General features: G+C 59.9%; 20 protein-coding genes and 2 pseudogenes. 8 read left to right on the plus strand and 14 right to left on the minus strand.

What is annotated here, in order from left to right:
- The coding region (locus AWB81_RS32270; protein WP_062641223.1) for an error-prone DNA polymerase at positions 1-2,981 on the plus strand (2,981 nt) is incomplete at its 5' end.
- 382 nt (positions 2,982-3,363) lie between these two features.
- On the opposite strand, the gene AWB81_RS32275 is transcribed toward AWB81_RS32270, so the two are convergent.
- The 3 genes from AWB81_RS32275 to AWB81_RS32285 form a co-directional block, all read right to left on the minus strand.
- Positions 3,364-4,836, minus strand: a complete 1,473-nt coding sequence (locus tag AWB81_RS32275) for a DNA/RNA helicase domain-containing protein (RefSeq protein ID WP_159938969.1) — start codon at positions 4,834-4,836, stop codon at positions 3,364-3,366.
- A gap of 138 nt (positions 4,837-4,974) precedes the next feature.
- Positions 4,975-5,172: a hypothetical protein gene (locus AWB81_RS32280; protein WP_062641226.1), complete on the minus strand. Its 198-nt coding sequence runs from the start codon at positions 5,170-5,172 to the stop codon at positions 4,975-4,977.
- Positions 5,172-5,447, minus strand: coding sequence for a plasmid mobilization protein (locus tag AWB81_RS32285; RefSeq protein ID WP_062641228.1), 276 nt, complete (start codon positions 5,445-5,447; stop codon positions 5,172-5,174). Before AWB81_RS32285 ends, AWB81_RS32280 begins: the two co-directional genes overlap by 1 nt.
- 345 nt (positions 5,448-5,792) lie before the next feature.
- On the opposite strand from AWB81_RS32285, the gene AWB81_RS32290 reads away from it, so the two are divergent.
- Positions 5,793-5,987 (plus strand): YqaE/Pmp3 family membrane protein, encoded by a 195-nt coding sequence (locus AWB81_RS32290; protein WP_062641230.1) that lies wholly within the window; start codon positions 5,793-5,795, stop codon positions 5,985-5,987.
- A gap of 345 nt (positions 5,988-6,332) precedes the next feature.
- Here AWB81_RS32290 and AWB81_RS32295 read toward each other — a convergent pair whose 3' ends face one another.
- Complete coding sequence (locus AWB81_RS32295) at positions 6,333-7,043, minus strand: SOS response-associated peptidase (protein ID WP_062641232.1); 711 nt, start codon at positions 7,041-7,043, stop codon at positions 6,333-6,335.
- Positions 7,044-7,240: 197 nt separating this feature from the next.
- On the opposite strand from AWB81_RS32295, the gene ku reads away from it, so the two are divergent.
- The 5 genes from ku to AWB81_RS32320 all read left to right on the plus strand — a co-directional run bounded on the left by ku (position 7,241) and on the right by AWB81_RS32320 (position 11,150).
- A complete protein-coding gene (ku, locus tag AWB81_RS32300; RefSeq protein WP_062641234.1) occupies positions 7,241-8,176 on the plus strand; it encodes a non-homologous end joining protein Ku in 936 nt (311 codons plus the stop codon).
- A 2-nt stretch (positions 8,177-8,178) separates the two neighbouring features.
- Positions 8,179-9,003 (plus strand): helix-turn-helix domain-containing protein, encoded by an 825-nt coding sequence (locus tag AWB81_RS32305; protein WP_062641236.1) that lies wholly within the window; start codon positions 8,179-8,181, stop codon positions 9,001-9,003.
- A gap of 11 nt (positions 9,004-9,014) precedes the next feature.
- Positions 9,015-10,322 (plus strand): cation:proton antiporter, encoded by a 1,308-nt coding sequence (locus AWB81_RS32310; RefSeq protein ID WP_087135341.1) that lies wholly within the window; start codon positions 9,015-9,017, stop codon positions 10,320-10,322.
- Between the two features lie 57 nt (positions 10,323-10,379).
- Positions 10,380-10,592, plus strand: a complete 213-nt coding sequence (locus AWB81_RS32315; protein ID WP_062641238.1) for a hypothetical protein — start codon at positions 10,380-10,382, stop codon at positions 10,590-10,592.
- An 87-nt stretch (positions 10,593-10,679) separates the two neighbouring features.
- Positions 10,680-11,150, plus strand: a complete 471-nt coding sequence (locus tag AWB81_RS32320) for a hypothetical protein (protein ID WP_062641240.1) — start codon at positions 10,680-10,682, stop codon at positions 11,148-11,150.
- Positions 11,151-11,387: 237 nt separating this feature from the next.
- Here AWB81_RS32320 and AWB81_RS32325 read toward each other — a convergent pair whose 3' ends face one another.
- The 4 genes and pseudogenes from AWB81_RS32325 to AWB81_RS45030 all read right to left on the minus strand — a co-directional run bounded on the left by AWB81_RS32325 (position 11,388) and on the right by AWB81_RS45030 (position 15,512).
- A complete protein-coding gene (locus tag AWB81_RS32325; RefSeq protein WP_062641242.1) occupies positions 11,388-12,560 on the minus strand; it encodes a hypothetical protein in 1,173 nt (390 codons plus the stop codon).
- Positions 12,561-12,780: 220 nt separating this feature from the next.
- Positions 12,781-14,716: pseudogene (ligD, locus tag AWB81_RS32330) on the minus strand (DNA ligase D).
- An 11-nt stretch (positions 14,717-14,727) separates the two neighbouring features.
- Positions 14,728-14,934, minus strand: coding sequence for a hypothetical protein (locus AWB81_RS32335; protein WP_062641248.1), 207 nt, complete (start codon positions 14,932-14,934; stop codon positions 14,728-14,730).
- 263 nt (positions 14,935-15,197) lie between these two features.
- Entirely contained in the window at positions 15,198-15,512 is a 315-nt protein-coding gene (locus AWB81_RS45030; protein ID WP_144444233.1) for a hypothetical protein, read from the minus strand.
- A 213-nt stretch (positions 15,513-15,725) separates the two neighbouring features.
- Between AWB81_RS45030 and AWB81_RS32345 the strand changes: the two genes are divergently transcribed.
- Complete coding sequence (locus tag AWB81_RS32345; RefSeq protein WP_061168007.1) at positions 15,726-15,983, plus strand: hypothetical protein; 258 nt, start codon at positions 15,726-15,728, stop codon at positions 15,981-15,983.
- Between the two features lie 41 nt (positions 15,984-16,024).
- On the opposite strand, the gene AWB81_RS32350 is transcribed toward AWB81_RS32345, so the two are convergent.
- From AWB81_RS32350 to AWB81_RS32370, 6 genes and pseudogenes are all read right to left on the minus strand, one after another.
- Positions 16,025-17,455, minus strand: a complete 1,431-nt coding sequence (locus AWB81_RS32350; RefSeq protein WP_327372862.1) for a phosphoadenosine phosphosulfate reductase domain-containing protein — start codon at positions 17,453-17,455, stop codon at positions 16,025-16,027.
- Positions 17,373-17,852, minus strand: a complete 480-nt coding sequence (locus tag AWB81_RS47255; protein WP_235026016.1) for a hypothetical protein — start codon at positions 17,850-17,852, stop codon at positions 17,373-17,375. The genes AWB81_RS32350 and AWB81_RS47255 overlap by 83 nt, the downstream gene beginning before the upstream one ends.
- 35 nt (positions 17,853-17,887) lie before the next feature.
- Positions 17,888-18,613 (minus strand): hypothetical protein, encoded by a 726-nt coding sequence (locus tag AWB81_RS32355; protein WP_235026017.1) that lies wholly within the window; start codon positions 18,611-18,613, stop codon positions 17,888-17,890.
- Between the two features lie 87 nt (positions 18,614-18,700).
- Positions 18,701-18,886: a hypothetical protein gene (locus AWB81_RS32360; protein ID WP_062641252.1), complete on the minus strand. Its 186-nt coding sequence runs from the start codon at positions 18,884-18,886 to the stop codon at positions 18,701-18,703.
- Between the two features lie 84 nt (positions 18,887-18,970).
- Entirely contained in the window at positions 18,971-19,366 is a 396-nt protein-coding gene (locus tag AWB81_RS32365; protein WP_062641254.1) for a hypothetical protein, read from the minus strand.
- A 306-nt stretch (positions 19,367-19,672) separates the two neighbouring features.
- Positions 19,673-20,743 (minus strand): annotated as a pseudogene (locus tag AWB81_RS32370) (SMC family ATPase); the annotation flags it as partial.

The raw sequence follows: 20,743 nt of genomic DNA on the forward strand, positions 1-20,743 counted from the left end.
TCGTCCGCGCGCATGTTGCCGCCAAGGAAGCGAATATCCGGCTCATCGTCGGCGCGCATTTCCAGTTGACGAACCCGAACGGGACGCGCGCCCTCGCCTTCACCGCCCTTGCCATGAATCGCAACGGCTATGGGAATCTATCGGAACTCATTACCCTTGCGCGCACGCGCACGTCGAAAGGGACGTACCTGCTGACGCCCGACGATCTCGCGCGGCCCGAAGCGCCGTATGAGCACCTGAAAGGTTTGCCGGACTGCCTCATCATCCTTTCGCCGGAATACCCGGCCAAGGAGGAGCGGCTCGATGCACAGATGGAATGGCTGGCGCGCACGTTCGAGGGCCGTTGCTGGGCGGCGCTGACACTCCACGCTCGCGCGATGGACGACATCCATCGCGGCATCGTCGAGCATGTCGCCGACCAGCATGGGGTCCCGACCGTGGCCACCGGTGGCGTCACCATGCACGTGCGCTCTCGCAAGCCGCTGCAGGATACGCTGACGGCCGTGCGCCTGAACCGGTCGATTGCCGAATGTGGCTTCGAACTGGCGCAGAACGCCGAGCAGCACCTGCGCGCCCGCCTACGTCTCGCGAATCTCTATCCCGAGCGGGCGCTGGCCGAGACGCTGACGATTGCGAGCAGCTGCACCTTCTCGTTGGACGAACTGCGTTACGAATACCCTGACGAACTGATCCCTGAAGGCGCCACGCCGACGGCATATCTCCGGCAAGAGACGTACATCGGCGCGCATCGCCGTTTCCCGACAGGCATCCCGCACAAGGTGCAAACGCAGATCGAGCACGAACTGGCGCTCATCGCCGAGCTTCGGTACGAGCCGTACTTCCTGACCGTGTATGACCTTGTTCGCTTCGCGCGCAACGAAGGAATTCTGTGTCAGGGGCGCGGATCGGCGGCCAACTCCGCGGTCTGCTACTGCCTGGGCGTGACCGAGGTCGATCCCGCGCGCAGCTCAATGCTGTTCGAACGCTTCATCTCGAAAGAGCGCGGCGAACCGCCTGACATCGACGTGGACTTCGAGCACCAGCGCCGCGAAGAAGTCATCCAGTACATCTATCGCAAGTACACGCGCACCCGTGCGGCGCTCGCGGCCGCCGTCACGACGTACCGGCCCAAGAGCGCGCTGCGTGACTCGGGAAAAGCGCTGGGCGTCGATCCGATCATCGTCGACAAGGTCGCGAAGTCGCATCACTGGTTCGATTCAAGTGCCGACCTCCTTGATCGCTTCGTTGAATCGGGACTCGACACGTCGACGCCGATCATCCAGCAGTGGGCGAGCCTCGCATCGCAGTTGCTCAATTTCCCGCGCCATCTGTCGCAGCACACAGGCGGCTTTGTGATTGCGCGCGGCAAGCTCTCGCGGCTCGTGCCGATCGAAAATGCCGCGATGGTTGATCGCAGCGTGATCCAGTGGGACAAGGACGACCTTGAAGCGCTAGGGCTTCTGAAGATCGACGTGCTCGCGCTGGGCATGCTCTCAGCGATCCGGCGCACGCTCGACTTGATCGCCAAGCAGCGCGGCGAGCCTTTTGAATTGCAGGACATTCCGGCTGAAGACGCGAAGACGTACGAGATGATTTGCCGCGCCGATACGGTTGGCGTCTTCCAGATCGAATCGCGTGCGCAGATGAGCATGTTGCCGCGCCTGCAGCCGCGTCAGTTCTATGACCTCGTGATCGAAGTCGCGATCGTGCGGCCGGGACCGGTTCAGGGCGGCATGGTCCATCCGTACCTCCGCCGGCGCCAAGGATTGGAAGCTGTGTCGTTCCCCTCACCCGAGATGGAAACGGCGCTCGCTCGCACGCTCGGCGTGCCGATCTTTCAGGAGCAGGTGATGCAGGTCGCCATGCTCGCGGCAGGCTTCACCGCCGGCGAGGCCGACCAGCTCCGCCGCGCAATGGCCGCGTGGAAGCGAAAAGGCGGACTGCAGCACTATTACGATCGCATCGTGAACGGCATGCTCGAGCGCGGCTACGACCGCGAGTTCGCTGAATCCATCTTCGCGCAGATCAAAGGTTTCGGTGAATATGGATTCCCTGAAAGCCACGCCGCGAGCTTCGCCCTGCTCGTCTATGCAAGCTGCTGGCTGAAGTGCCACGAACCGGCTGCGTTCCTGTGCGCGATGCTTAACAGTCAGCCGATGGGCTTCTACTCGCCCTCGCAGCTCGTTCAGGACGCGAAGCGCCATAAGGTGCGCGTGCTGCCGATCGACGTCACCATCAGCAACTGGGATTCGTTCCTCGAAGGCGACGGCTCAATGGCGCCGGTGCGCCTCGGCATGTCGCTCATTCGCGGAATGCGCGATGAGTCGGCCGCGCGCATCGAAGCCGCGCGAGCGGTGCGCCCTTTCGAGTCGGTCAACGACCTTGCGAACCGTGCACGGCTCGATCGTCGCGACCTGCAGTTGCTCGCAGACGCGAACGCCCTTTCCGCGCTATCTGGCAATCGGCGGGAGGCGCTGTGGCAGGCGGTGGCAGCCGTGCCAGACAAGGACTTGCTGCGCGCTACGACGCGCGAGGAAGAACTGCCGATGCTTGCGGCACCTAACGAGGCACAGGAGATCGTCAGCGACTATCGCTCGACGGGCCTGACATTGAACCGGCACCCTCTTGCCCTGCTGCGCGAACGGCTCAACGAAAAGAAGATCTTCGCGGCGTCGAAGCTCGCCACCTATCGGAACGGCCGCCTCGCCAAGGCGTGCGGGATCGTCACCGTGCGCCAGCGTCCGGGCACAGCGAACGGGGTCCTCTTCATCACCCTGGAAGACGAGACCGGCCAGATCAACGTGATCGTCTGGCCATCGTTGGTTGAGAAATTCAGGAAGGAAGCGCTCGGAGCTTCGCTGCTTGGCGTCTATGGCGTCTGGCAGAAGGAAGGCGAGGTAAAGCATCTCGTCGCGAATCGACTGGTCGACATGACGGCGCTACTTGGTAACCTAGCAACGTCGAGCCGAAACTTTCACTGAAGGCAAAGCGAGGCAGCCTCATTTATCACCCGATTGCTGGGTCGAGTCACCGGTCTAAGCAAGGGACCGCAATTGACGTTCTCAGGCGGGCCTAAGCTAAAATCAGGCGAGGAGATCATCGCGGTCCTGAAAAGCGATTGAAGCAAAAAACGCTAAATCGTCACCGTCGATCGGCTCAAAAGAGCGTTCAGTCGGTTCCATCCGGTTTCCCTTTGTTGAGGTTCATCCCCCCTTGCTAATCTTTTGCAAGGTCGGCGTCCGCGGTGCCTCAGCGCTTCAAGCCGAGCGACGTCGGTTGCATTCTGTAAAGCACCGCTCGTCTCGATCACCTTGACAACTTCGAGAGTGCACGCGGCTCTCGGCGCATTCCCTGCCGACACACTTATCGCAATATCGCCAAGCACCGAGCAAGCAACTCTGCGTTGTTGATGATCACCAAGTTCAGCTTTTTCCTAGTTCTCGTTATGTTTTGAAACAACATGCTCGGCGGATCGTAATACGCCTTTCCTTTGTAGACCAAGTCACCGTTCTCCCCGTATGAGAAATAATCGTCAATCGGTACCGCTACTGCATCGAACTCTTGCCCGATCACCCGGTGCGACGTCGGATATTGCACCCCGGAATACTTTTCATGATGTTCGTTATCGTATTGTGATGGAGTGAACCGCAACACCTTCCATTTCAACTCACTCAACCCATCGAGGTAGGCTTTTGCGCTTTGATCGGTATTAAAATAATTTACTCTAATATTTCCACTGTTACTTAATGGAAACGTCTTTTTGTTATTGAAAAGCATTTTTATAAAATCGGCGATCTCTTTATTCGTTCTGATTTTATCTGACAAATTGTACGACACAATAGACTTGATCGATCCGATTCTCGCGCTTAAGTTCCGAGCCTTTTCTCCTGCTGCGAGCGTTTGCAGTCTGTCGTGCGAAAAGATGCACGAACACATCGCTTTTCCGATCCGCTCCACAATGTCTTCGAGCTGATTGAGGCGCAGTCGCTGAGCCTCGTCGACGATCACTAGGTCGTACTTTGAGAAATCGCAATGCTGATAGTAAGTAATCGGAACAACGGACCAGCCATTTCTTTTTAGCTCATCATGACCGTTATTCAACTGCCCACAGTGAATGACCAAAACCTTTCTCATGTCGTCGATAAGACTCCTCCCGATATCGTACGCCAGGAGAGTTTTCCCTGTACCGGCGTTACCCGATATAGAAAAGAATCGTGTTGCTTTTGATGCCAGAATCGATGCAATAATCTGATTTCTCACCTCTTCTTGCTGGTGAGTTAGGAAGTACTCGCCTTTCAGGAATCGATCAGTCGCATTGAACGGCGATACCAAATAGTCTGACGGATTGAACAACTCGTCTAGGCGTTGAATATCGTCAACCTGTTGCTTGGTAAGCCATTCTCCCAAGCCGGCAGATTCGACTATTTCGAGGTGTTCGTCATCGTCGAGCGTGTAGAGCACCTTCGACGCCGAAACAAATGTGAAGAGTTTTACGGGCCTGCCGAGGAAGCCAAGGTAATATTTGTTCCGTAACAACTGCTTCTTTATTTTTTCTGGCGAGCTACTAGCCTTAAGCTCCACATTTACGATTGATTGCGCGCCAAATCTCAGCAGATCAAACTCTTTGCCAATTTGCGGGATTTTGTAGCCGACATAAAAGCTGTCGAAAGCATCAGTACTGCATCCGACGCCAATAAGCGCTTCGGCCAACGCTTTGATATCTTCGATCTCGCCGGCTCTTATCGATATGCCAAAATGGTTCAGATAGTCGTTGAAAGCGTCCTCCTGCAACGATTGTTTCGCTTGCAAGAGCGACAAAATGTTTATTGGTTTCATCATCTTTCGGCAGACATCTAGGATTGGTGAAGGCGAGCTAGCAATCGGAAGCTAACCATCTAGTTCGCTTCGCGACGCCGTCTTAGTGATATGTGACCGGACATGGCCAGCTCGGCAAAGTGCCTCGGGGTTCCCGGCTCATAAGCCGGGAAGCTTCTTCTTGTCGCCGCTTGCGCGCATCAAAAGGTCTAGCGTCGCTTCCAAACGAATCACGCGCTCCGTCAAACCTTCGATCTTGACCTGCTGCTCTTTGACCGTCCCCGCCAGCGAAACGACCTTGTCGTTCATCTTGATAACGGTCGTCAGCGCATCCCACACTTTGTCGGTCACACCCATTACTGCTTGCCCCCTGCCATCGCTTCAATGCGCTTGTTCGACTCCGCAACGAACGACAGCGCGTCATCCAGCGCGTCGTTTGCTTCCTTCGTGGACGCGTTCACCCGCTCGACCAGCGCTAGGATTTCCTGTTCGTCGTCGGACGGCGTGAAACCCTGCGCGGCTTGCCGCATCAGCTCGCTCACGTTCAAACCAAGCCGCTTTGCAGTTTGGGCGATCGCTCGCTTTTGGACCGCCGTTACCTGGACAACGATCCGCTCAGTTGCCGTAGCCATTTACTCCCCTTATGTACATGCACATGATATGTACATATTAGACCACCTCTGGAGGAAATGAAAGCTTGTCCTCGAGAGGCACGATGGAAAGACGCCCGAAATCCCACACCTTTCGTAACGAAGCGGCAATGCTTCTCCGTTCAAAATTCCTTCCGCCGGCCGCGCGCCATCCGACCGTTGAGTTGACTGATTCAACTTTTCCCGAGCAACGACCGCCTTGACACATGAAATTTCGCGTCAACTAATTGAGCAAAGGGCGGAAGGCAGCACCCCGTTCCGCCCAGTTTAGGATCCGTCTAAGTGGGCCGTTATCACGGTCTCATCGAACCATCACAGGAAGCACACATGCGCCTTTTTCTCGCCATCATCGTCCCGTGGCTCCAGTTCTTCACCATCGGCCGTCCGATCGCCGGAATCATCTGTCTACTTCTTCAAATCACGCTGATCGGTTGGATTCCGGCTGCCATCTGGTCGGTGTTTGCGCTGAGCCAGTACAAGACCGACCGCAAGATCGAGCGCGCGCTCGCTAGCCGCGCCTGAAGCATGTCTTATGGCCGCCGCCGGGGCAGGAGCTTCGCGCCGGCCTTCACTGGTAGATTGGTAGGATGATGCAATACGCATTCAACGTTGGACGGCTTCTGTTACGACGAAGGATTACGTGGCAGACATTCAAGTACTCGCTTCGCGAGCGCCCAATCGCTGTTGCCGGCCGCGCTGGTTGCTACGTCGTGGACCCGGACTTTGACCACGGAATGATGCTGTGACCATTTAGCGTCAAGTTCAACTTCGCGGCTTCCGTTTTGGTGCAATCGACGATGCCTGTCGTCGCTTGCCACGGAAATGTGGCCGACTTCAGCAACCGAAGCTTCCGGTCGCGCTCGGCGTTCAACCGCCATCATCTGCGAGAAGCGATGCCTGTGCGAGATCGTCTTTCGGCATCGCCTTGGCCTTCGTGACCCGAGGCGGCAAGGGGAACGGCTCTGCATGCATCGCCTCAACCGGATAAAGCTGCAGGAACGAGCGCGCTTCGTCCGTGCTCTTGCACGACAGCCAGTCTTCATATTCGGTCGGCGGAATGATCACCACCGACCGCTTCTCGGCCCCCGGCCGATGAAACCGCTTCATCAGCGGGTGGTCGTCGGCGTTGACGGTGAGCATGGTGAAACTCGTGGTCGTCGACCCATCAGCGGGATCGTTCCAATCACGCCATAGCCCCGCAATGGCGAGCGGAGCACCATCGGCCATGCCGATGCGCCAGCGCACCGCCTTTCCGGTCTCGTAGTCCGGCTCGTAGAACCGGTAACACGGAATCAAGGCGAACTGCAGCTTGTTCCAGGCCGTACGGAAGCTGGTTTTTTGCCCCACAGACTCAGACCGCGCGTTCATCGTATCGAATGCCTTCACGCCCGGCGGGATGAACTTGCGGGGGACCATGCCGAAGGTCGCCGCGTCAGTCGAATAGTCACCGTCGACGCGGCGGAAGATCGCAGCCGCATAGTCCTTGTAGATTTCCGGCTTGTAGTCGAAGTTCGGGACCGGAAACAGGCTGAAGACGTCGAAGCGGTCTTTCGGATTAGACTCGTAGCTGGTGCACACTTTTCCGCTCCTTTGCCGAAATTGCAAACTGCGGGCGAGCCGCCGGACGCCGCCCTCCGTGGGTCCAGGCCGCGCGGCGGGCCAGTTCGTGGCACCTATTTTGCACGAATCGCCCGTTGGCCTTGCCGCCTAGCCGTTGCGCCGCCCTCCTCGCGGCGAGATGTGGCCGGCCAGATAACCTACGCGAGAGGTTCCTAATGGCTGCCCGTTCGATCGCGTCGATGACGCTCAGTTTCGGTCTCGTCTCCGTGCCGGTGAAGGTCTATACGGCCACGGAGAGCAAATCAGGTGTGGGGTTCAACCTGATGCACAAGGAGTGCGGCACCCGGCTCAAACAGCAATACGTCTGCCCGCACGACGGGAAGGTCGTCGAGCGCGCCGATATGGTCAAGGGCTACGAGTTTGAGAAAGAGAAGTACGTGATCTTCGAAAAGTCGGAGTTGGAAGCGCTGGAAGCAAGCGCAAGCCACACGATCGACATCGTGTCGTTCGTGCCGACGGAGGCAATTGACCCGATCTACCTCGACAAGCCCTACTACCTCGCCCCCGACAAGCGCGGCGGAAAACCGTACCGGTTGCTGCAACAAGCCATGAAGGACAGCGGCACCTGCGCGGTAGCCCGATGGACGTGGAAGGGCAAACAGCACATGGTGCAGGTGCGCGCCGGCAACGACGGCTTGATCCTCCAAACCTTGCTCTACGCCGACGAAGTCCGTTCCCAGGCCGATATCGGCATCGAAGAGACTGATATTCAGCCGACGGAGCTACAGCTCGCCGAGCAACTGATCGAGCAGTACCGCGTCGACAGCTACGACGCGGCAGCCTACAAGGACGAAGAAAAGGAGCGCATTCTCGCCGAGATCGACAAGAAGATCGCGGGCAACAAGATCACCGCCGCGCCCAACATCGAGCACCCGGGCGCACAAGTGATCGATCTGGTCGAAGCGCTTCGCGCCAGCCTGAAGAAAAAGCCACAAGCGGAGGGCCGTGCAGCCCCGCGCGCCGCGGCCGGCAAAGCTGCGAAGCCCGTTGAGATCGCCGAAACGCCGCCTCCGACGAAGAGGCGCGCAGTGCGCCGTGCCACGACCGACGAGCAACCGGCGCCCGCACGCAAGACCGGCACTCGAAAGTGACAATGCGCGACAGCGGTTACAGCCTGCGCGACGTCCAGCGGATGCTCGGGATCTCGCGCAGCGTCGTCGAACGGCTCATTTCGGCGGGTTTCATCTCTCCCTCGGCCGGCGCGCGGCGCGAGCGGCGTTTCAGCTTCCAGGACGTTGTGATGCTGCGCACCGCGCATTCGCTGCGAGTCGCCGGCGTTTCGCCGATGAAGATCGTTCGCGCGCTCGGCCACCTTGAAAAAAGTTGGGCGCGAGAAGGCTCGCTCACCGGTGTTCGAATTGCTGCAGTGGGTGCGCGTGTCGCCGTGCGTGACGGCGCCAGCCGCGAATGGGATGCCGAATCGGGCCAGTTGATGCTCGACTTCGAGCCGCGCCCCGCGTGCGGCGAAGTCGCCTCGCTGGCGCAACCGCGACAGCAGAAGTACGAGGAGACCGCCGAGGAGTTGTTCTTTCGAGCTCGCGCGCTCGAGGACGCGGACTTGGATGCCGCGGAGGCGGCCTACCGCGATGCGCTCGAAGCGGCGCCCGATTACACGGATGCGTCGCTCAACCTGGGCTGCATCCTTTTCGAGGCGGAGCGATACTCCGATGCGATCGCGGTCTACCGAGACGCCCTTCGCTTCCGACCGGACGATCCGGTATTGCAATTCAATATCGGTGTCGCATTTGAAGACTCCGGCCAATTGCGGCAGGCGCTCGAAGCCTATCAGGCTTGTATCGCCCGCGCGCCCGACTTCGCAGATGCCCATTTCAATGCCGCCCGGATTCATGAGGAGCTTGGCGAGGCAACCAAGGCGATTCGCCACTTCAATTCGTTTCGCAGACTGCAAAAAGAATAGACGAGGCCGCATTGACCATTGAAGCGGTGTGGTTCCTTATCGTTGGCGCGCTACTCGTTTTGATGGCGGTCGGGAGGAAGATCGTCGAGCGCCTGCCGATGACCGGCGCGATGGTGTACCTCGCAGTTGGATTCGTGCTGGGCCCGGCCTGCATCGGGCTACTCACGCCCAATGTCGAGAAAGACGTCCACCTCCTGCGCATTCTCACCGAAGCCGGTCTTGTCGTATCGCTCTTTGCGATTGGGATGTACCTGAGAATCGAACTCACCGACTCACTGTGGAGATTGACGCTGCGGCTTGCCGGTCCCGCGATGCTCATCACAATCGCGGTCATGTTCGTGGCTGCACGCTGGGGGCTTGGTCTCGCCGCCGGTCCTGCCCTCCTCCTCGCCTCTGTGCTGGCGCCGACCGATCCGGTGCTGGCCAACGAACTGCGTGTGGAGAAAGCGGGCGACGATGAACCGTTGCGTTTCGCCTTGTCATCGGAGGGAGGTCTCAACGACGGCGCGGCCTCTCCAATGGTCTTCATTGCACTCGCGCTGTGCGGCGTGCATAGCCTTGGCAGCGACAATCCATGGACTTTTGCTCTCGCGATCCTGTGGGGACTGGCCAGCTCTGCCATCATCGGATGGGCTTTCGGCACCGGAGTCGTCGCCCTTGTCACAAGGCTGCGGACCCGCTACGACCACGCGCTCGGCCTGGAAGGATTTTTGGCGCTCGGGCTGGTCGCCCTTGCCTATGGTGCGACGCTCATCGTCGACGGCTATGCGTTTATCGCGGTGTTCGTCGCCGGCGTCGCGGTGCGACGGCAGGAGATGAAGGCCACCGGCGACCAGGCGCCGAGCGAGGCGTTGGAAGAAGTCGAACGTGGTAAGCGCGAAGAAGCCGCCAAAGATCCCGAACTGGCACACGCCTATATGGTCGAGTCGATGATGGGCTTTTCGGTCGAGATGGAGCGGTTCATTGAACTGGGTCTGATGCTGCTCATCGGCAGCGTCGTCTCTGCGCATTGGCGAGAGATGCTGCACTGGTACGTGATCTGGCCGGTCCTGTTTCTGTTTCTCGTTGCCCGCCCGATCGGGACGACGCTGACGCTCATCGGTTCTTCGTTGGACTCCCACCAGCGTTTCCTGTCCGCTTGGCTCGGACTACGCGGCGTAAGCGCGTTCTACTACCTTCTTTTTTGTCTCGAACAAGCCGGAAAACCGATCGCATTAGAGATCGGACCGATCGTCTTGGCGGCAATTGTTCTCTCGGTAATTCTCCATGGCACTAGCGCGACGGTGTTACTCGACCGCTACTTTCACCGGCGCGACTAATCGGCCGGAACGCTGTTTGCTTCGCCCGTCACTGCTCGTAACCTAAGGAGAAAAGACATGGCTGAACAACACAAGCCGGGCGAAACGGTCCAGACGTCAGGAATCTACAAGGTCGTCAAGGAAGGCGACGGTGCCACGGCATTCGAGGTGACTTGCGTCGAGGGCGAGCACTTTCCGCCCACCCGAAGTGGCAAAGGAGCACACTACGAGCTGGTTCACGCAGCGACCCATTCGCACAAGCACAGCGAGCTCGGCAGCGGCGACGAGTAGGACGCGAATGTCTGGCGGCGACCCAGCAGTGTCCGGGGCGCCGCCGGCAACCAAGCCCCCAGCAATCATCGCTGGTGAGGAGGCGCCATGTTCCGGTCGTACCTTATTGATCCTCTGTCGTGCACCGTTACGAAGGTGCGGGAGGGTTTCGACCGTGCCGGACAACTCCTCGGCACCGATCGGCTCGACGTCGCCACGCTGTGGACCGCATCTTTTGACCCGCATTCGTCGGTCAATCTGGTTTCGGCGGACGAGGCCACCTTGGATGAACCGATGTCGGAAACCGGCTTCAGCCTATTTTTCACATGCCACGGCACGAGGAAAGATTGGCAAGTCACCGGCAAGGCGGTGTTCGTCGCGGGCGGCGATATCCCGACAGACATCGCTGAGCAAGTCGACACAGTCGCATCCGTCGAACGCGCAGTCGAATTCAAGTTGCAGATGGAGGCCGCGGTTGTTGCTTGGACCGAACATTCCCAGTTCTCCAACGGTCGGGCGGACGTGAGACGCGCGCAAGTCAAAAACGAGAGGTCCGACAACCGCAAAAGCGGGTCCTGACTTTCAGCTATCGACCCTCAGTAGCCGTCCAACTTGCACAATCGCAATGGCCGCTTCCCGAACCACAAGGGACGACCATCGCCGTCGTAGCGCGCGACGGACTGTCCAAACCTCGCTACCGAGTGCCGGCGCGCCGGGCGCGATACTTTGCCCGTCGCGATTGGGCGACATCACTAGGAGAAGTCGCATGAGCAAAGCAGGAAAGGCCAGTAACGGCGGCGGCACCAAGCCGTCAGGTCAGCCCGGGAAAGGCCCTGGCGGTAAGCCGAGCATGAAGCCCGGAATGCCGTCAGGTGTCGGCCGTGACAATGCGCCGACGCGCCCCGGGCGCACACCGCCGCCCCCGCCGGCTGGCGGAAAAAAATAAGTAGGCGACGTTTCGATTCGGGCACTGTGGTACGCCAGCCACGTTGGATAACGTGCCCGAGCCCATTCGCCGAAGTCCACGTAGGCGTGCGGGAACGCGGGCCACGGCCGAAGTCGCGTGCGTATCTCTGGCAGTTCCGGGTACTCGTGTATGGCACTCGAGCTGCGGGTCGCGCACAGCGTCCCGTAGTAGGCAAGCAGCATTAGAAGCTTCGCTGCCCAATACAGAGTTCCGATTTCATATCCACGGGCAAGCTCGGGCTTCAGCGAGATAATAAGCTTTAGCCACGAAACCGATGGCATGCGCGCGCCGCGATGCCAGTTTTTGAGAGAGACAAGGTGTATCGGGCGGCCACTGCGTTGCAAGTCATCCACAAGCTCGCTCATCGACGCCGCGCCGACACCTCGCATCACCCAGCGGAAAAACAACGCGGCGGGATTAAGCGAGGATCCCTCCTCTGGCAGTAGCACAGAAAACAGCGAGGCCTCCCTCCCTTCCTCCTGCTGAATCTGCACGTCGAACGCGGCGAGGCTGCTCAACTCCGCCTCCATCGCGCCCGCAAACTGTAGCGGCAAGAGTTGTTGGATGGCAGTCGCCCCGTCAAGTGCCTCGACTGCCTCTCGCCAGAGCAGCGTGTTCGCCAGAGGCTCATCCAGTAGTTGCGCTACTGCTACGCCGAACTCGCCACGTCTGAGCGCCTCCGTCGGCTGCCTGCAGGCCCGCTCGAGCGCAATCCGATACCGACGGCAATAACCCGGTGGGTCAGTGAACCCTGCGTAGAATGTCTCCCACGGCCCCATCGCGCTCATTACAGCGGCGGCCTCGGGATCGCCCGCGCAAGCAGAACGAAGTGTCGCGAGGACCGGATTATCGGTATCGGATAGCGCATCTAGGAATTCGCCAGCAAGTGCCGTGGTGACGGTGTTCCGTTTCGCCGCCCGGTCCAGCCGCTTGTACAGCGCGGCGCCCACCTGCTCCTCGAGCGCAGCGCGTATCGGGATGCCGTCGAGCTTCAACTGAACGGATGGGTCGAAGAGAAACAACCCCGATACGTTCAAGGGTGAGGGTTTGCCGGGAAAGGGATTTAGGAATCGCATTTTGGCGGGCGCTGCAAGCTAATAACGCCGCATTGTAGTCGCGCCATTGCTTAGAGAATGCAAGACAAGACGCCCGTGTGCTGAACTTCATTCAGTCAAGTTCCTTTCCCTGCTCGCTCAACGGCAGGTTGTGGCCCGGTCGCTGCCTTCGGGAACTGGCTCTTCGCTACTTCATGCCTACGGCGCGACGCATCGCCGCTGAAACCCTTTGTCGGGTGCGGTGATAACCTTCCCACGGATCGGCTCGCAGGGAATGCATTCGCTGCGCCGCCTTCTTTATCGTCCACTGGTCCGCATCACGCACGTCCTTCAGTTCGTCCCAGTGGATCGGCATCGAGACGCCCATGCCTGCGCGAGCGCGCGCAGAAAATGCAGCCGCCGTACTCGCACCTTTTCCATTGCGCAGATAGTCGATAAAAATCTTCCCGACGCGATTCTTGGGACCGAGCACTGCGGAGAAACGCTCTGGCATTAGCTTCGCCATGTAGCGTGCAACTGCTTGCGAGAACGACTTGACCTCTTCCCAGCCCTGCCGGCGCGTGAGCGGCACGACAATGTGAAAGCCCTTGCCTCCGCTCGTCTTGATGAAGCTCTTGAGTCCGATCTCGTCGAGCAACACCTTGGATAGCGTCGCCGCATCGAGCATCATCTGCCATGAGAGCTCGGGGTCAGGGTCAAGGTCGAGGATGAAGCGATCGGGATGATCTAGGTCGGGCTGCACGGCGTTCCAGCTATGCAGCTCGACGACGTTCATCTGGGCGAGGCCGATGAGCGCCTCGTGACGGTCGACGACCAGCAGCGGCGGGTGGCCAGGGTGCATCTCGACCGGTAGCCGCGTGATACCGGGGATCTTCGATCGCTCCTCGTGCTTCTGGAAAAACAACTCGCCGTGGATGCCTTCCGGTGCGCGTACCAGCGACACGGGCCGATCCTTCAGGTACGGCAACGCGAATTCCGCGATCTCATCGTAGTAACGCACCAGATCGATTTTCTTCATGCGCGTCACGTCATCAATGATGCGCTCGGAGTTGGATACCTTCACGCCTGCAATTACGAGCGTTCCGGCGCGGCCCGGTGAGACCCGCGTGGTTCCCTTCGCTTGGGGCAGGCTCTCCGGTTCATCAATGTCCACTACCGTCTCTTCGGTCACTGCTGTCGCGGGCTTGTCCTCTCGCATGCCTTGGAAGACGGGATGGCGAACCTCGCCCGACGGCGTCCATTCGAGGAACGACGCCTCAACGACGAGTTCGGGCGCCAGCCACACGAAGTCGCGATTTTTCTCGCGCGGGGGTGGATTGTAGAAAGGCGGATCGTCGCGAACGAGCTTGACCGCCTTCTTTTCCAGATCGGCGAGTGTGCGCGGCTTCAGTTCCGCTTTTACGGTACCCGCAAACCGCAGACTGCCGTCTCGCTCGTGCACGCCGAGCATCAACGATCGCATCCCGCTCTTCGCGCCCGCCACACGCGTATAGCCGCCGACGACAAACTCCTGGCGCTGGAGGCACTTGAGCTTGATCCAATCGGTCGACCGACCGGAACGGTATGGCGCATCGGGGCGTTTGCCGATGATGCCCTCGAGCCGCATGCGGCACGCGGACGCGAGCAGCGATTGCGGGTCCTCGGTGAATGACTCGCTGAAACGGACGCGCTCGCTTGAGGTCTGGGCGATCAACTCGCCGAGCAGCTCTCTGCGCTGGGAGAGCGGCACTTCCCGCAGATCGCGTCCGTTGAGAAACGGGATGTCGAACGCGAAAAAGGTCAGTTGCGCCGTGCTGCGGCGGTCAAACGCATTCTGTAGTGCGTTGAAAGTCGGGGACGCCGCTCTCGGTGAGCACCACCACCTCCCCGTCAAGCCACGCATTTTCGACCGGCAATCCGTCGATAGCGGTCGCCAGCGTGCGCATCTTCTCTGTCCAGTCGTGTCCCCCGCGCGTGATGAGCTTTGCTGTGCCTTGCTCGACTCGGCACATCAGCCGATAGCCGTCGAACTTGATCTCGTAGAGCCAGTCGCCGCTCGCGGGCGGCCGGCGCGCGAGCGTCGCTAGTTGCGGAGCGATCGACTCCGGCAATGGTTCATCAGCGGTTCGCCCCCCTCCGCTCATGGAGCGCTTTTTCATGTGCTGACGGGAGGATCATCGACAACGCGAATCTGCGCTTGAGGAGAAAGCTGCGCGGCGAGGTCGAGCGCCTCTTGCTTTTGAGCCACGATCGTCACAAAGACCCCTCCCCGTCTGTCGGCATCGAGAATCTCAATGCGCCATCCAGCATGTTCGTTGGGCCGGACGCCCACCTCGTCCACCGGTCCATCACTGACCGTCATAGCGCGATACCCAAAGCGTATCGCCCAATCCCTGCGCAAAGTCCTCGCCCGTACTAGGCAACCCCTCCTAGAAGTTCTCTTCTATCCACGCCTTCGCCCATGCGATGGCGCGGTCATGCGCCGCGCGCTCAGTGTCGAAATAGCCGATATCGGAAAAGTGGAAGATTTGGCCGTCGGCCTCGTCTTCAGTCGGTTTGCGCTCAACCTCGCACCATGAGTGCCAGTGGTGGCCGCTTCGCTTAGGCCGAGAATCGATCGTCCCGTCACCGTACTCGATCTTCAGCGCTGAATCGTCTACGGCCTGCGGCTTGTCCGGCATTGGGAGCGTCATTGTCATCCGTGTAGGTTTTTCCAATTAGATCGTCGTAGTCGGTGCTCGCAGCACTAACAATCGCCCACAGCATCCGGGTGAGTGCATCGTCGGGAGGATTGCTTTCCACGATCACGCGGGCAGTGCGCAGCGAGATTGAGTGGGTTTTGTGCAAGCCTTTGCCGCCGCTCGTTTCGAAACGCAACCGGTGAATCTCGCCCGCCGACCCCGGCGAAGGATTCTCATGGGAAACAATGGTCACTTTCATACTATCAAAGCCTTCGAGCGCTATCTACGATCGCTTAGCAACGATCGTGCTGGGTCATACATCGCTTATATCGGAGTCTTCTACGCATTTTGTTCCTGTTTCTCCGTCATTTCGAGCCGTCGTGTTGCGTCCGGGCGGTGGTCGGCCAATGTAAGCCGACAGCGGAACGCCGCGTGCTCGACAGAAGGTGCGATTCGCCCCACGGAGGAAGCAATGAACCCCGTCTTCAACGAAAAGACGCGCGACGGCGAAATCGCCCGTGCGTTAAACATGGCGTTGCACGCACTCAGCGTTCATTCGGGGGCGATGGTCCTATTGGACGACAGCGAGCCAGTCACCCTGAACTTTTCCCGGGAGACCGCGGCGATCCTGCGCGCCATGCAATTGCTGGGCGTGAACCCGGGGGAGACGCTGCCAGCGCCAAATCTCGACGATTACGATCTCGGAAAAAAAAACGTCCCAGGGTTTTAGCCCCGGGACGTGTTCACAAAGCAATGGGCGGCTAGGCCGCTTCAGCAAAAAGGCTTAATTGCGTCGGGTCGAATCCCAACAGCGCGTCGTGTGCGTCGCCGCCAATGGCGTTCGCGATCAGATGCGCATCCAGCTCGGCCGGCGTCAGGTTCAGACGCTGAGCGAGTCGTGAGAAGTACTGCCCCCGCTTGGCCATGTCCTGATACCGCTGGGCCATGCCGGTCGGCAACTTCACGATGCCCTCGTTCAGCCAGAAATGCGCTGAATCGATCGCGTCGCGATGCTGCGTGTCCAGCATGAACGCCGTGTCGTACGTGCACGTGACGAACAAACACGCTGCTTCCACATCGACGTCGAACTGCGAAGTCTCCTCGAAATACACCGTCTGCTCGCCGCCTGTCGTCCTCGCGTATCGAACCGGGCCGACCGGGATGCCGGTACGGATTCCACTGCTCGGCATCGAACGAGCGCAACCCTGTCACCGGAGCTTCCTTGTCGTACTGACCCACCGGATACCAGCCGTGCAGCACGATATCCTTCTTCGGCAGGGATTCGAGCGTCGGGATTGGATAGCGACGCCCCAACACATTTACGTCGTGCCAGACCGCAAGCGCCGGAAACGCATGCGGCGCGTAGTGATGCATGGATAGGAAAAAGTCGATGGCCACCAACTGCTGCGGTGTCACGAACTCGAACTGCGGCTCGCACAGCACCCGGTTCTCTTCGGTGTCGGGAATCGAACCGGTCGTCAGTGCGCCAGAGTGCGCCTCTGCACGATCTCGCTCGGCGGCGTCGATACTCAGCAGCTTGCGCAGCAAATCGATGCGCGTCGCATAGCTATAGGTGTCGGCCTGGATGCGCGTGTATCCCGCATCACTCAGCGAACGCCCTACCAACTCCCGGCGCGACGTGTCCCACTGGATTGCGAGCAGGTAGTTGCGGAAGTCGTTCAGCGGTCGAAGATGCCCGTATTGCTCATCCTCGATCATCGCCTCGAGCGACTTGTCGCGATCGCCGCTGACGCAACAAATGGCGCAGCCAAAACGGCTCCCACAGGAAGCCCTCGCGCCCGAGTCGCCCACCACGACACCACACGTTCCACCGTTACCTGCGCGATAAATCTCGGACAGGCGGTGTATCGTGCGTGGCATCAACGGCGATGGAAACGGCAGGCTTTGAGCATCCGCCAGCAGCGCGAGCATCGTCCACACGTCATCAGACGTCCATTCGCTCATTGGGCTGATGGTCAGCGCCCCGGTTCTGCTTCTAACCGCATGATCGGCGCTGTCGCGTCGCTCGGTCATTGCTACCGCCCGCGAGGCGCTTTCGTCCCTGCGCAGCCCCAACACCGTTATAACTTCGCGGGCACCGTCATCTGCCGCCCGGCGTTCAAGCAGTGTTCGAAGCCGACCTCCCGGCCGTACCTTCCACTCGTCCGCACGCCCTAGTCCGTCTACCATCACGCACACCATTCTCAGGTGTGCGTACCAACGTTCCACGTCCAATCGTCGACACTACGAACTGGCTTGCCAACGAAGGTGTCGTCATATGAACCTGTACGTGCAACACCGACGCTTCGATATACAACTGCAGCTCGTCCAACACTGAGTGCAAGAAGTTTGCGATTGTCGGATTCTCGATCGTCGTGTCGGCCGACTGAACATGGTGGGTGATCGTCGTGCCGCCGGCACGGCGAATCGCCTCGAGCATCAACACCAGAGTACACGTGCTGTCCTTGCCGCCCGAATAAGCGCAGCTCAGGCTATGCCCAAGTTCGATGTATCGCTGCATGACGCTGATCGCAGCTTCCATCTTCGAAACAATTTCCTGTTCCATCTTTTTCGCTCCAAGAAAATAGGAGCGACCCATTCGGGATTCGCTCCCGAATGGGTTAATGGTTCAAGTCAAATCAAAAGGTCAGCCGTCGCACGTTGCGCCTCTTCAAGGCCGTCGTGCGCTGCGGCGAACATGTCGGCTTGCCGCGTTGCGCGATCCAGCCCTGGAAGCGTCTTCGCATACCGGCTCACGCTGGTACCGTCGAAGCTGTCAGCACCGGCGGCCGCACAAATGCGGATACGACGCGCCGAGTTCACGCGACCGACGTGCAAGTAGCAGTGACGCCGTCGCGCGAGGGACCCCCACACGTGCGCCGTCTGCTCCTTCCACTCCGTCGAACCGCCGACGAAGATGCCGACTGCGGGGGACAGAAGCGACGCAAGGTCGTCGACCTGCATACCGTTCTGAACTGCAATCAGCATCCGGCATGGCATTCCGCGCAAGCGCTCGAGCCACTTCAGCGAATAGTCGAGCGAGGCCATGCCGCCCATGACGATGTCCGGAAGGACAAACCAGTCGGCCCGCTCCCCGAGCCGTTCGACGGCGACAGAAAACGCGTGCTCATCGAAAGGCTGACCTTGCTGGTAGGCCGTCCATGCGCCGTTATCCAACGCATAGCGCGCAAAGCCCTCGGTACGCAGTTCGCCCTTAGCCGAGACCAACAAGCGCCAGTCCGCGCCCTGCAATGCGGCCAGGTTGCGGCGGGTGCCGGTGCGACTGGCGTAACCGACGATCGGCTGCCGGTGCATGGCGATCCGTTCTTCGATTTCCCGGATCGTCATCGGCAGATCCATCAACTCCGTAGTAGGAGGCGTAGGCCATAAAGGCTTGCGCGTAGCCGGTCTTATGGCCACTGGCGTATTGCTCCAGCCACGGCGGCGTCATTGGCGCACCCCGTTTTGGGGTTGGACTCTGCCGCCGAAGATCAGGAAGGCGTTCGTATCGACGTTCCGGACCCAAGGGCGAACTTCACCCGCGTGCGTCGCGGTGCCGGCGATGTAGCAAATCGCCGCTTCGAGGTTAGGAAACCGCTCGGGCGATGCGCCCAGCTTGGCTGCTTCAAACATAACAACACTCCACAAAAAGAACGCGGAGCGACCCTTGCGGGGCCGCTTGCCCGCAAGGGTTAAGGAATGAAAAAAGGTAAAAGGCTATTCGACACTCACCTTTACGCTCTGCCACCAGCGATCGCCCGAGGGCAGGTCTCTGACGAAAGCGAAGCTCTCCGCTTCACCGCGCGTGAGCTCGATTACCCCGCCCTTCAAAATCGCAGTCTGTAGATAGACGACATTCGCGAGGGCGAGGGCGAGCGCGCCGTGCTGCTCAGCGACGCCGGTGAGCGATTCGACCGCGTCGAGCAATTCGGCATGAAACTGCTTGGCGTCAGCAGCGAGACGAAGCGATACATCCGCGTCGCCGACTGCGCCCAATACCGCATCGCACTGAGCTTGCGGGTCGTCAGGCCCGTACTGCTCGGGCTTGATCCAGCTTCGGATCACCATGTCGTTGAGTACGTCGTCGACGAAATCAGTGCAGGAATAGGCCATGGAAGGCTCCGGTCAAGAAGTGAAAGACAAAAAGCCGGTGTCAGATGCGACGCAGACGGCCGTTTTCGAACGCGGATGCGCGACGCAGGTACGGCGGGCGCGGCGGCTGCGATTGAGCAGTAGCCGGTGCGGCTTGCTGCGCTGGTGGCTGGTGAGGCACCGCGTTCGAGTGAGACGGACTACCGGCTGCCGCAAGCAGCAGCATCAAAAGGTTTGCCATTTGAAATAGCGCCGTAGGGCGCGAGAAAGGAGGGAAACGAGAAGCGCCCCTTGCGGGGCAACTCCCCACAAGGGTTGATGAAAAACTCAGGCGGCAAGCGCCTGTACGTCGATGACCGCGTCGGCTTCCGCGACAAGGTCGGGCGTCTGCGAGATGAAAAACTCTCGCTGATACCCGCCTTGGCGCAAAACCTCACGCTTCATTCGCATGAACTGCACTTTGCGCTCCGGATCGAGCGGGCCGTCTGACTCGTCGCTGAACAAGGTCTGATAAGGCTGACCAGTGTTCTGCGCGAGATACAGCGCGATGCCCCGCGTGAGGCACTCGTTGATCCAGACCTTCTGACCGCCGGACATAACAGAGACCGACTTGCTGCTGTCGGACTCGGCGTCGTGAACGAGGATCTCGGAGCCCTCTCGCAGTTCACCGCTCGCGAGCGTGCGCTGCGTGCGGATCTCAACCGTGAAGCGCATGCCGTAACAAGCCAGGAGTAGCTCGTTGACGGTATGCGTGAGCGCCGGGCCTGCGTCATCGATGGTCAGCGCGATCACGCCGTCGTTGCCCAGGCCCTTAGCGAGCAGCTTCCACCGCGCGATCTCGTCGGAGAGGCGATCGGCACGCGACTGCGTAGCCGAAAACTTTTCCAACTCCAACGCCAGCGCTTCCGCTTCGGCCTGCAAGACACTCTGCGAGCGGATCGATTGCTCGATTCGGCCATCAAGTGCCGCGACGGTCTCCCGGTTCGCTGCGATGTCACGGTCCAGCTTCGCAATCGCGGCGGTCACATCGACGGCGGCCAGTCGCCCGACCTCCTCGGTAATGCGGACAAGCTCCGCTTCCGTACGCGTCTTCTCAGACTGGTACTTCGCGGTTCGTGCCGTACTTTCCTCAGTGATCGAGCGCAGTTCTGCTTGCGCCGCCTCCAGTCCCGATACGGCGGCATCCAGCAATGGCTTAGTGGCAGCAAGCTCTGCCGCCGCCTGCAACGCACGGCGAAGTTGCGCGGCCGCATCCGTGATGGCGAGCATCTCGACACGCTTCGCTGCCAACTCGGCCGGCACGAGAGCCAAGGCATCGGCTTGCGCTTTCTTCTCGCGATACTCCGCGCGAAGATTGGCGACCGACACCCGCTGCACCTCCGCTTGTGCTTTCGCCTG

Source organism: Caballeronia arationis, from assembly GCF_001544975.2.
In the GTDB taxonomy this organism is placed as follows: Bacteria; Pseudomonadota; Gammaproteobacteria; order Burkholderiales; family Burkholderiaceae; genus Caballeronia; species Caballeronia arationis.

Bases quoted from the DNA above. Each gene is read 5' to 3' on its own strand.
- AWB81_RS32275 (WP_159938969.1), bottom strand. From the start codon at position 4,836: ATGAAACCAATAAACATTTTGTCGCTCTTGCAAGCGAAACAATCGTTG.
- AWB81_RS32280 (WP_062641226.1), bottom strand. From the start codon at position 5,172: ATGGGTGTGACCGACAAAGTGTGGGATGCGCTGACGACCGTTATCAAG.
- AWB81_RS32285 (WP_062641228.1), bottom strand. From the start codon at position 5,447: ATGGCTACGGCAACTGAGCGGATCGTTGTCCAGGTAACGGCGGTCCAA.
- AWB81_RS32290 (WP_062641230.1), top strand. From the start codon at position 5,793: ATGCGCCTTTTTCTCGCCATCATCGTCCCGTGGCTCCAGTTCTTCACC.
- ku (WP_062641234.1), top strand. From the start codon at position 7,241: ATGGCTGCCCGTTCGATCGCGTCGATGACGCTCAGTTTCGGTCTCGTC.
- AWB81_RS32305 (WP_062641236.1), top strand. From the start codon at position 8,179: ATGCGCGACAGCGGTTACAGCCTGCGCGACGTCCAGCGGATGCTCGGG.
- AWB81_RS32315 (WP_062641238.1), top strand. From the start codon at position 10,380: ATGGCTGAACAACACAAGCCGGGCGAAACGGTCCAGACGTCAGGAATC.
- AWB81_RS32320 (WP_062641240.1), top strand. From the start codon at position 10,680: ATGTTCCGGTCGTACCTTATTGATCCTCTGTCGTGCACCGTTACGAAG.
- AWB81_RS32335 (WP_062641248.1), bottom strand. From the start codon at position 14,934: ATGACGGTCAGTGATGGACCGGTGGACGAGGTGGGCGTCCGGCCCAAC.
- AWB81_RS45030 (WP_144444233.1), bottom strand. From the start codon at position 15,512: ATGAAAGTGACCATTGTTTCCCATGAGAATCCTTCGCCGGGGTCGGCG.
- AWB81_RS32345 (WP_061168007.1), top strand. From the start codon at position 15,726: ATGAACCCCGTCTTCAACGAAAAGACGCGCGACGGCGAAATCGCCCGT.
- AWB81_RS32350 (WP_327372862.1), bottom strand. From the start codon at position 17,455: ATGGTGTGCGTGATGGTAGACGGACTAGGGCGTGCGGACGAGTGGAAG.
- AWB81_RS47255 (WP_235026016.1), bottom strand. From the start codon at position 17,852: ATGGGTCGCTCCTATTTTCTTGGAGCGAAAAAGATGGAACAGGAAATT.
- AWB81_RS32355 (WP_235026017.1), bottom strand. From the start codon at position 18,613: ATGGATCTGCCGATGACGATCCGGGAAATCGAAGAACGGATCGCCATG.
- AWB81_RS32360 (WP_062641252.1), bottom strand. From the start codon at position 18,886: ATGTTTGAAGCAGCCAAGCTGGGCGCATCGCCCGAGCGGTTTCCTAAC.
- AWB81_RS32365 (WP_062641254.1), bottom strand. From the start codon at position 19,366: ATGGCCTATTCCTGCACTGATTTCGTCGACGACGTACTCAACGACATG.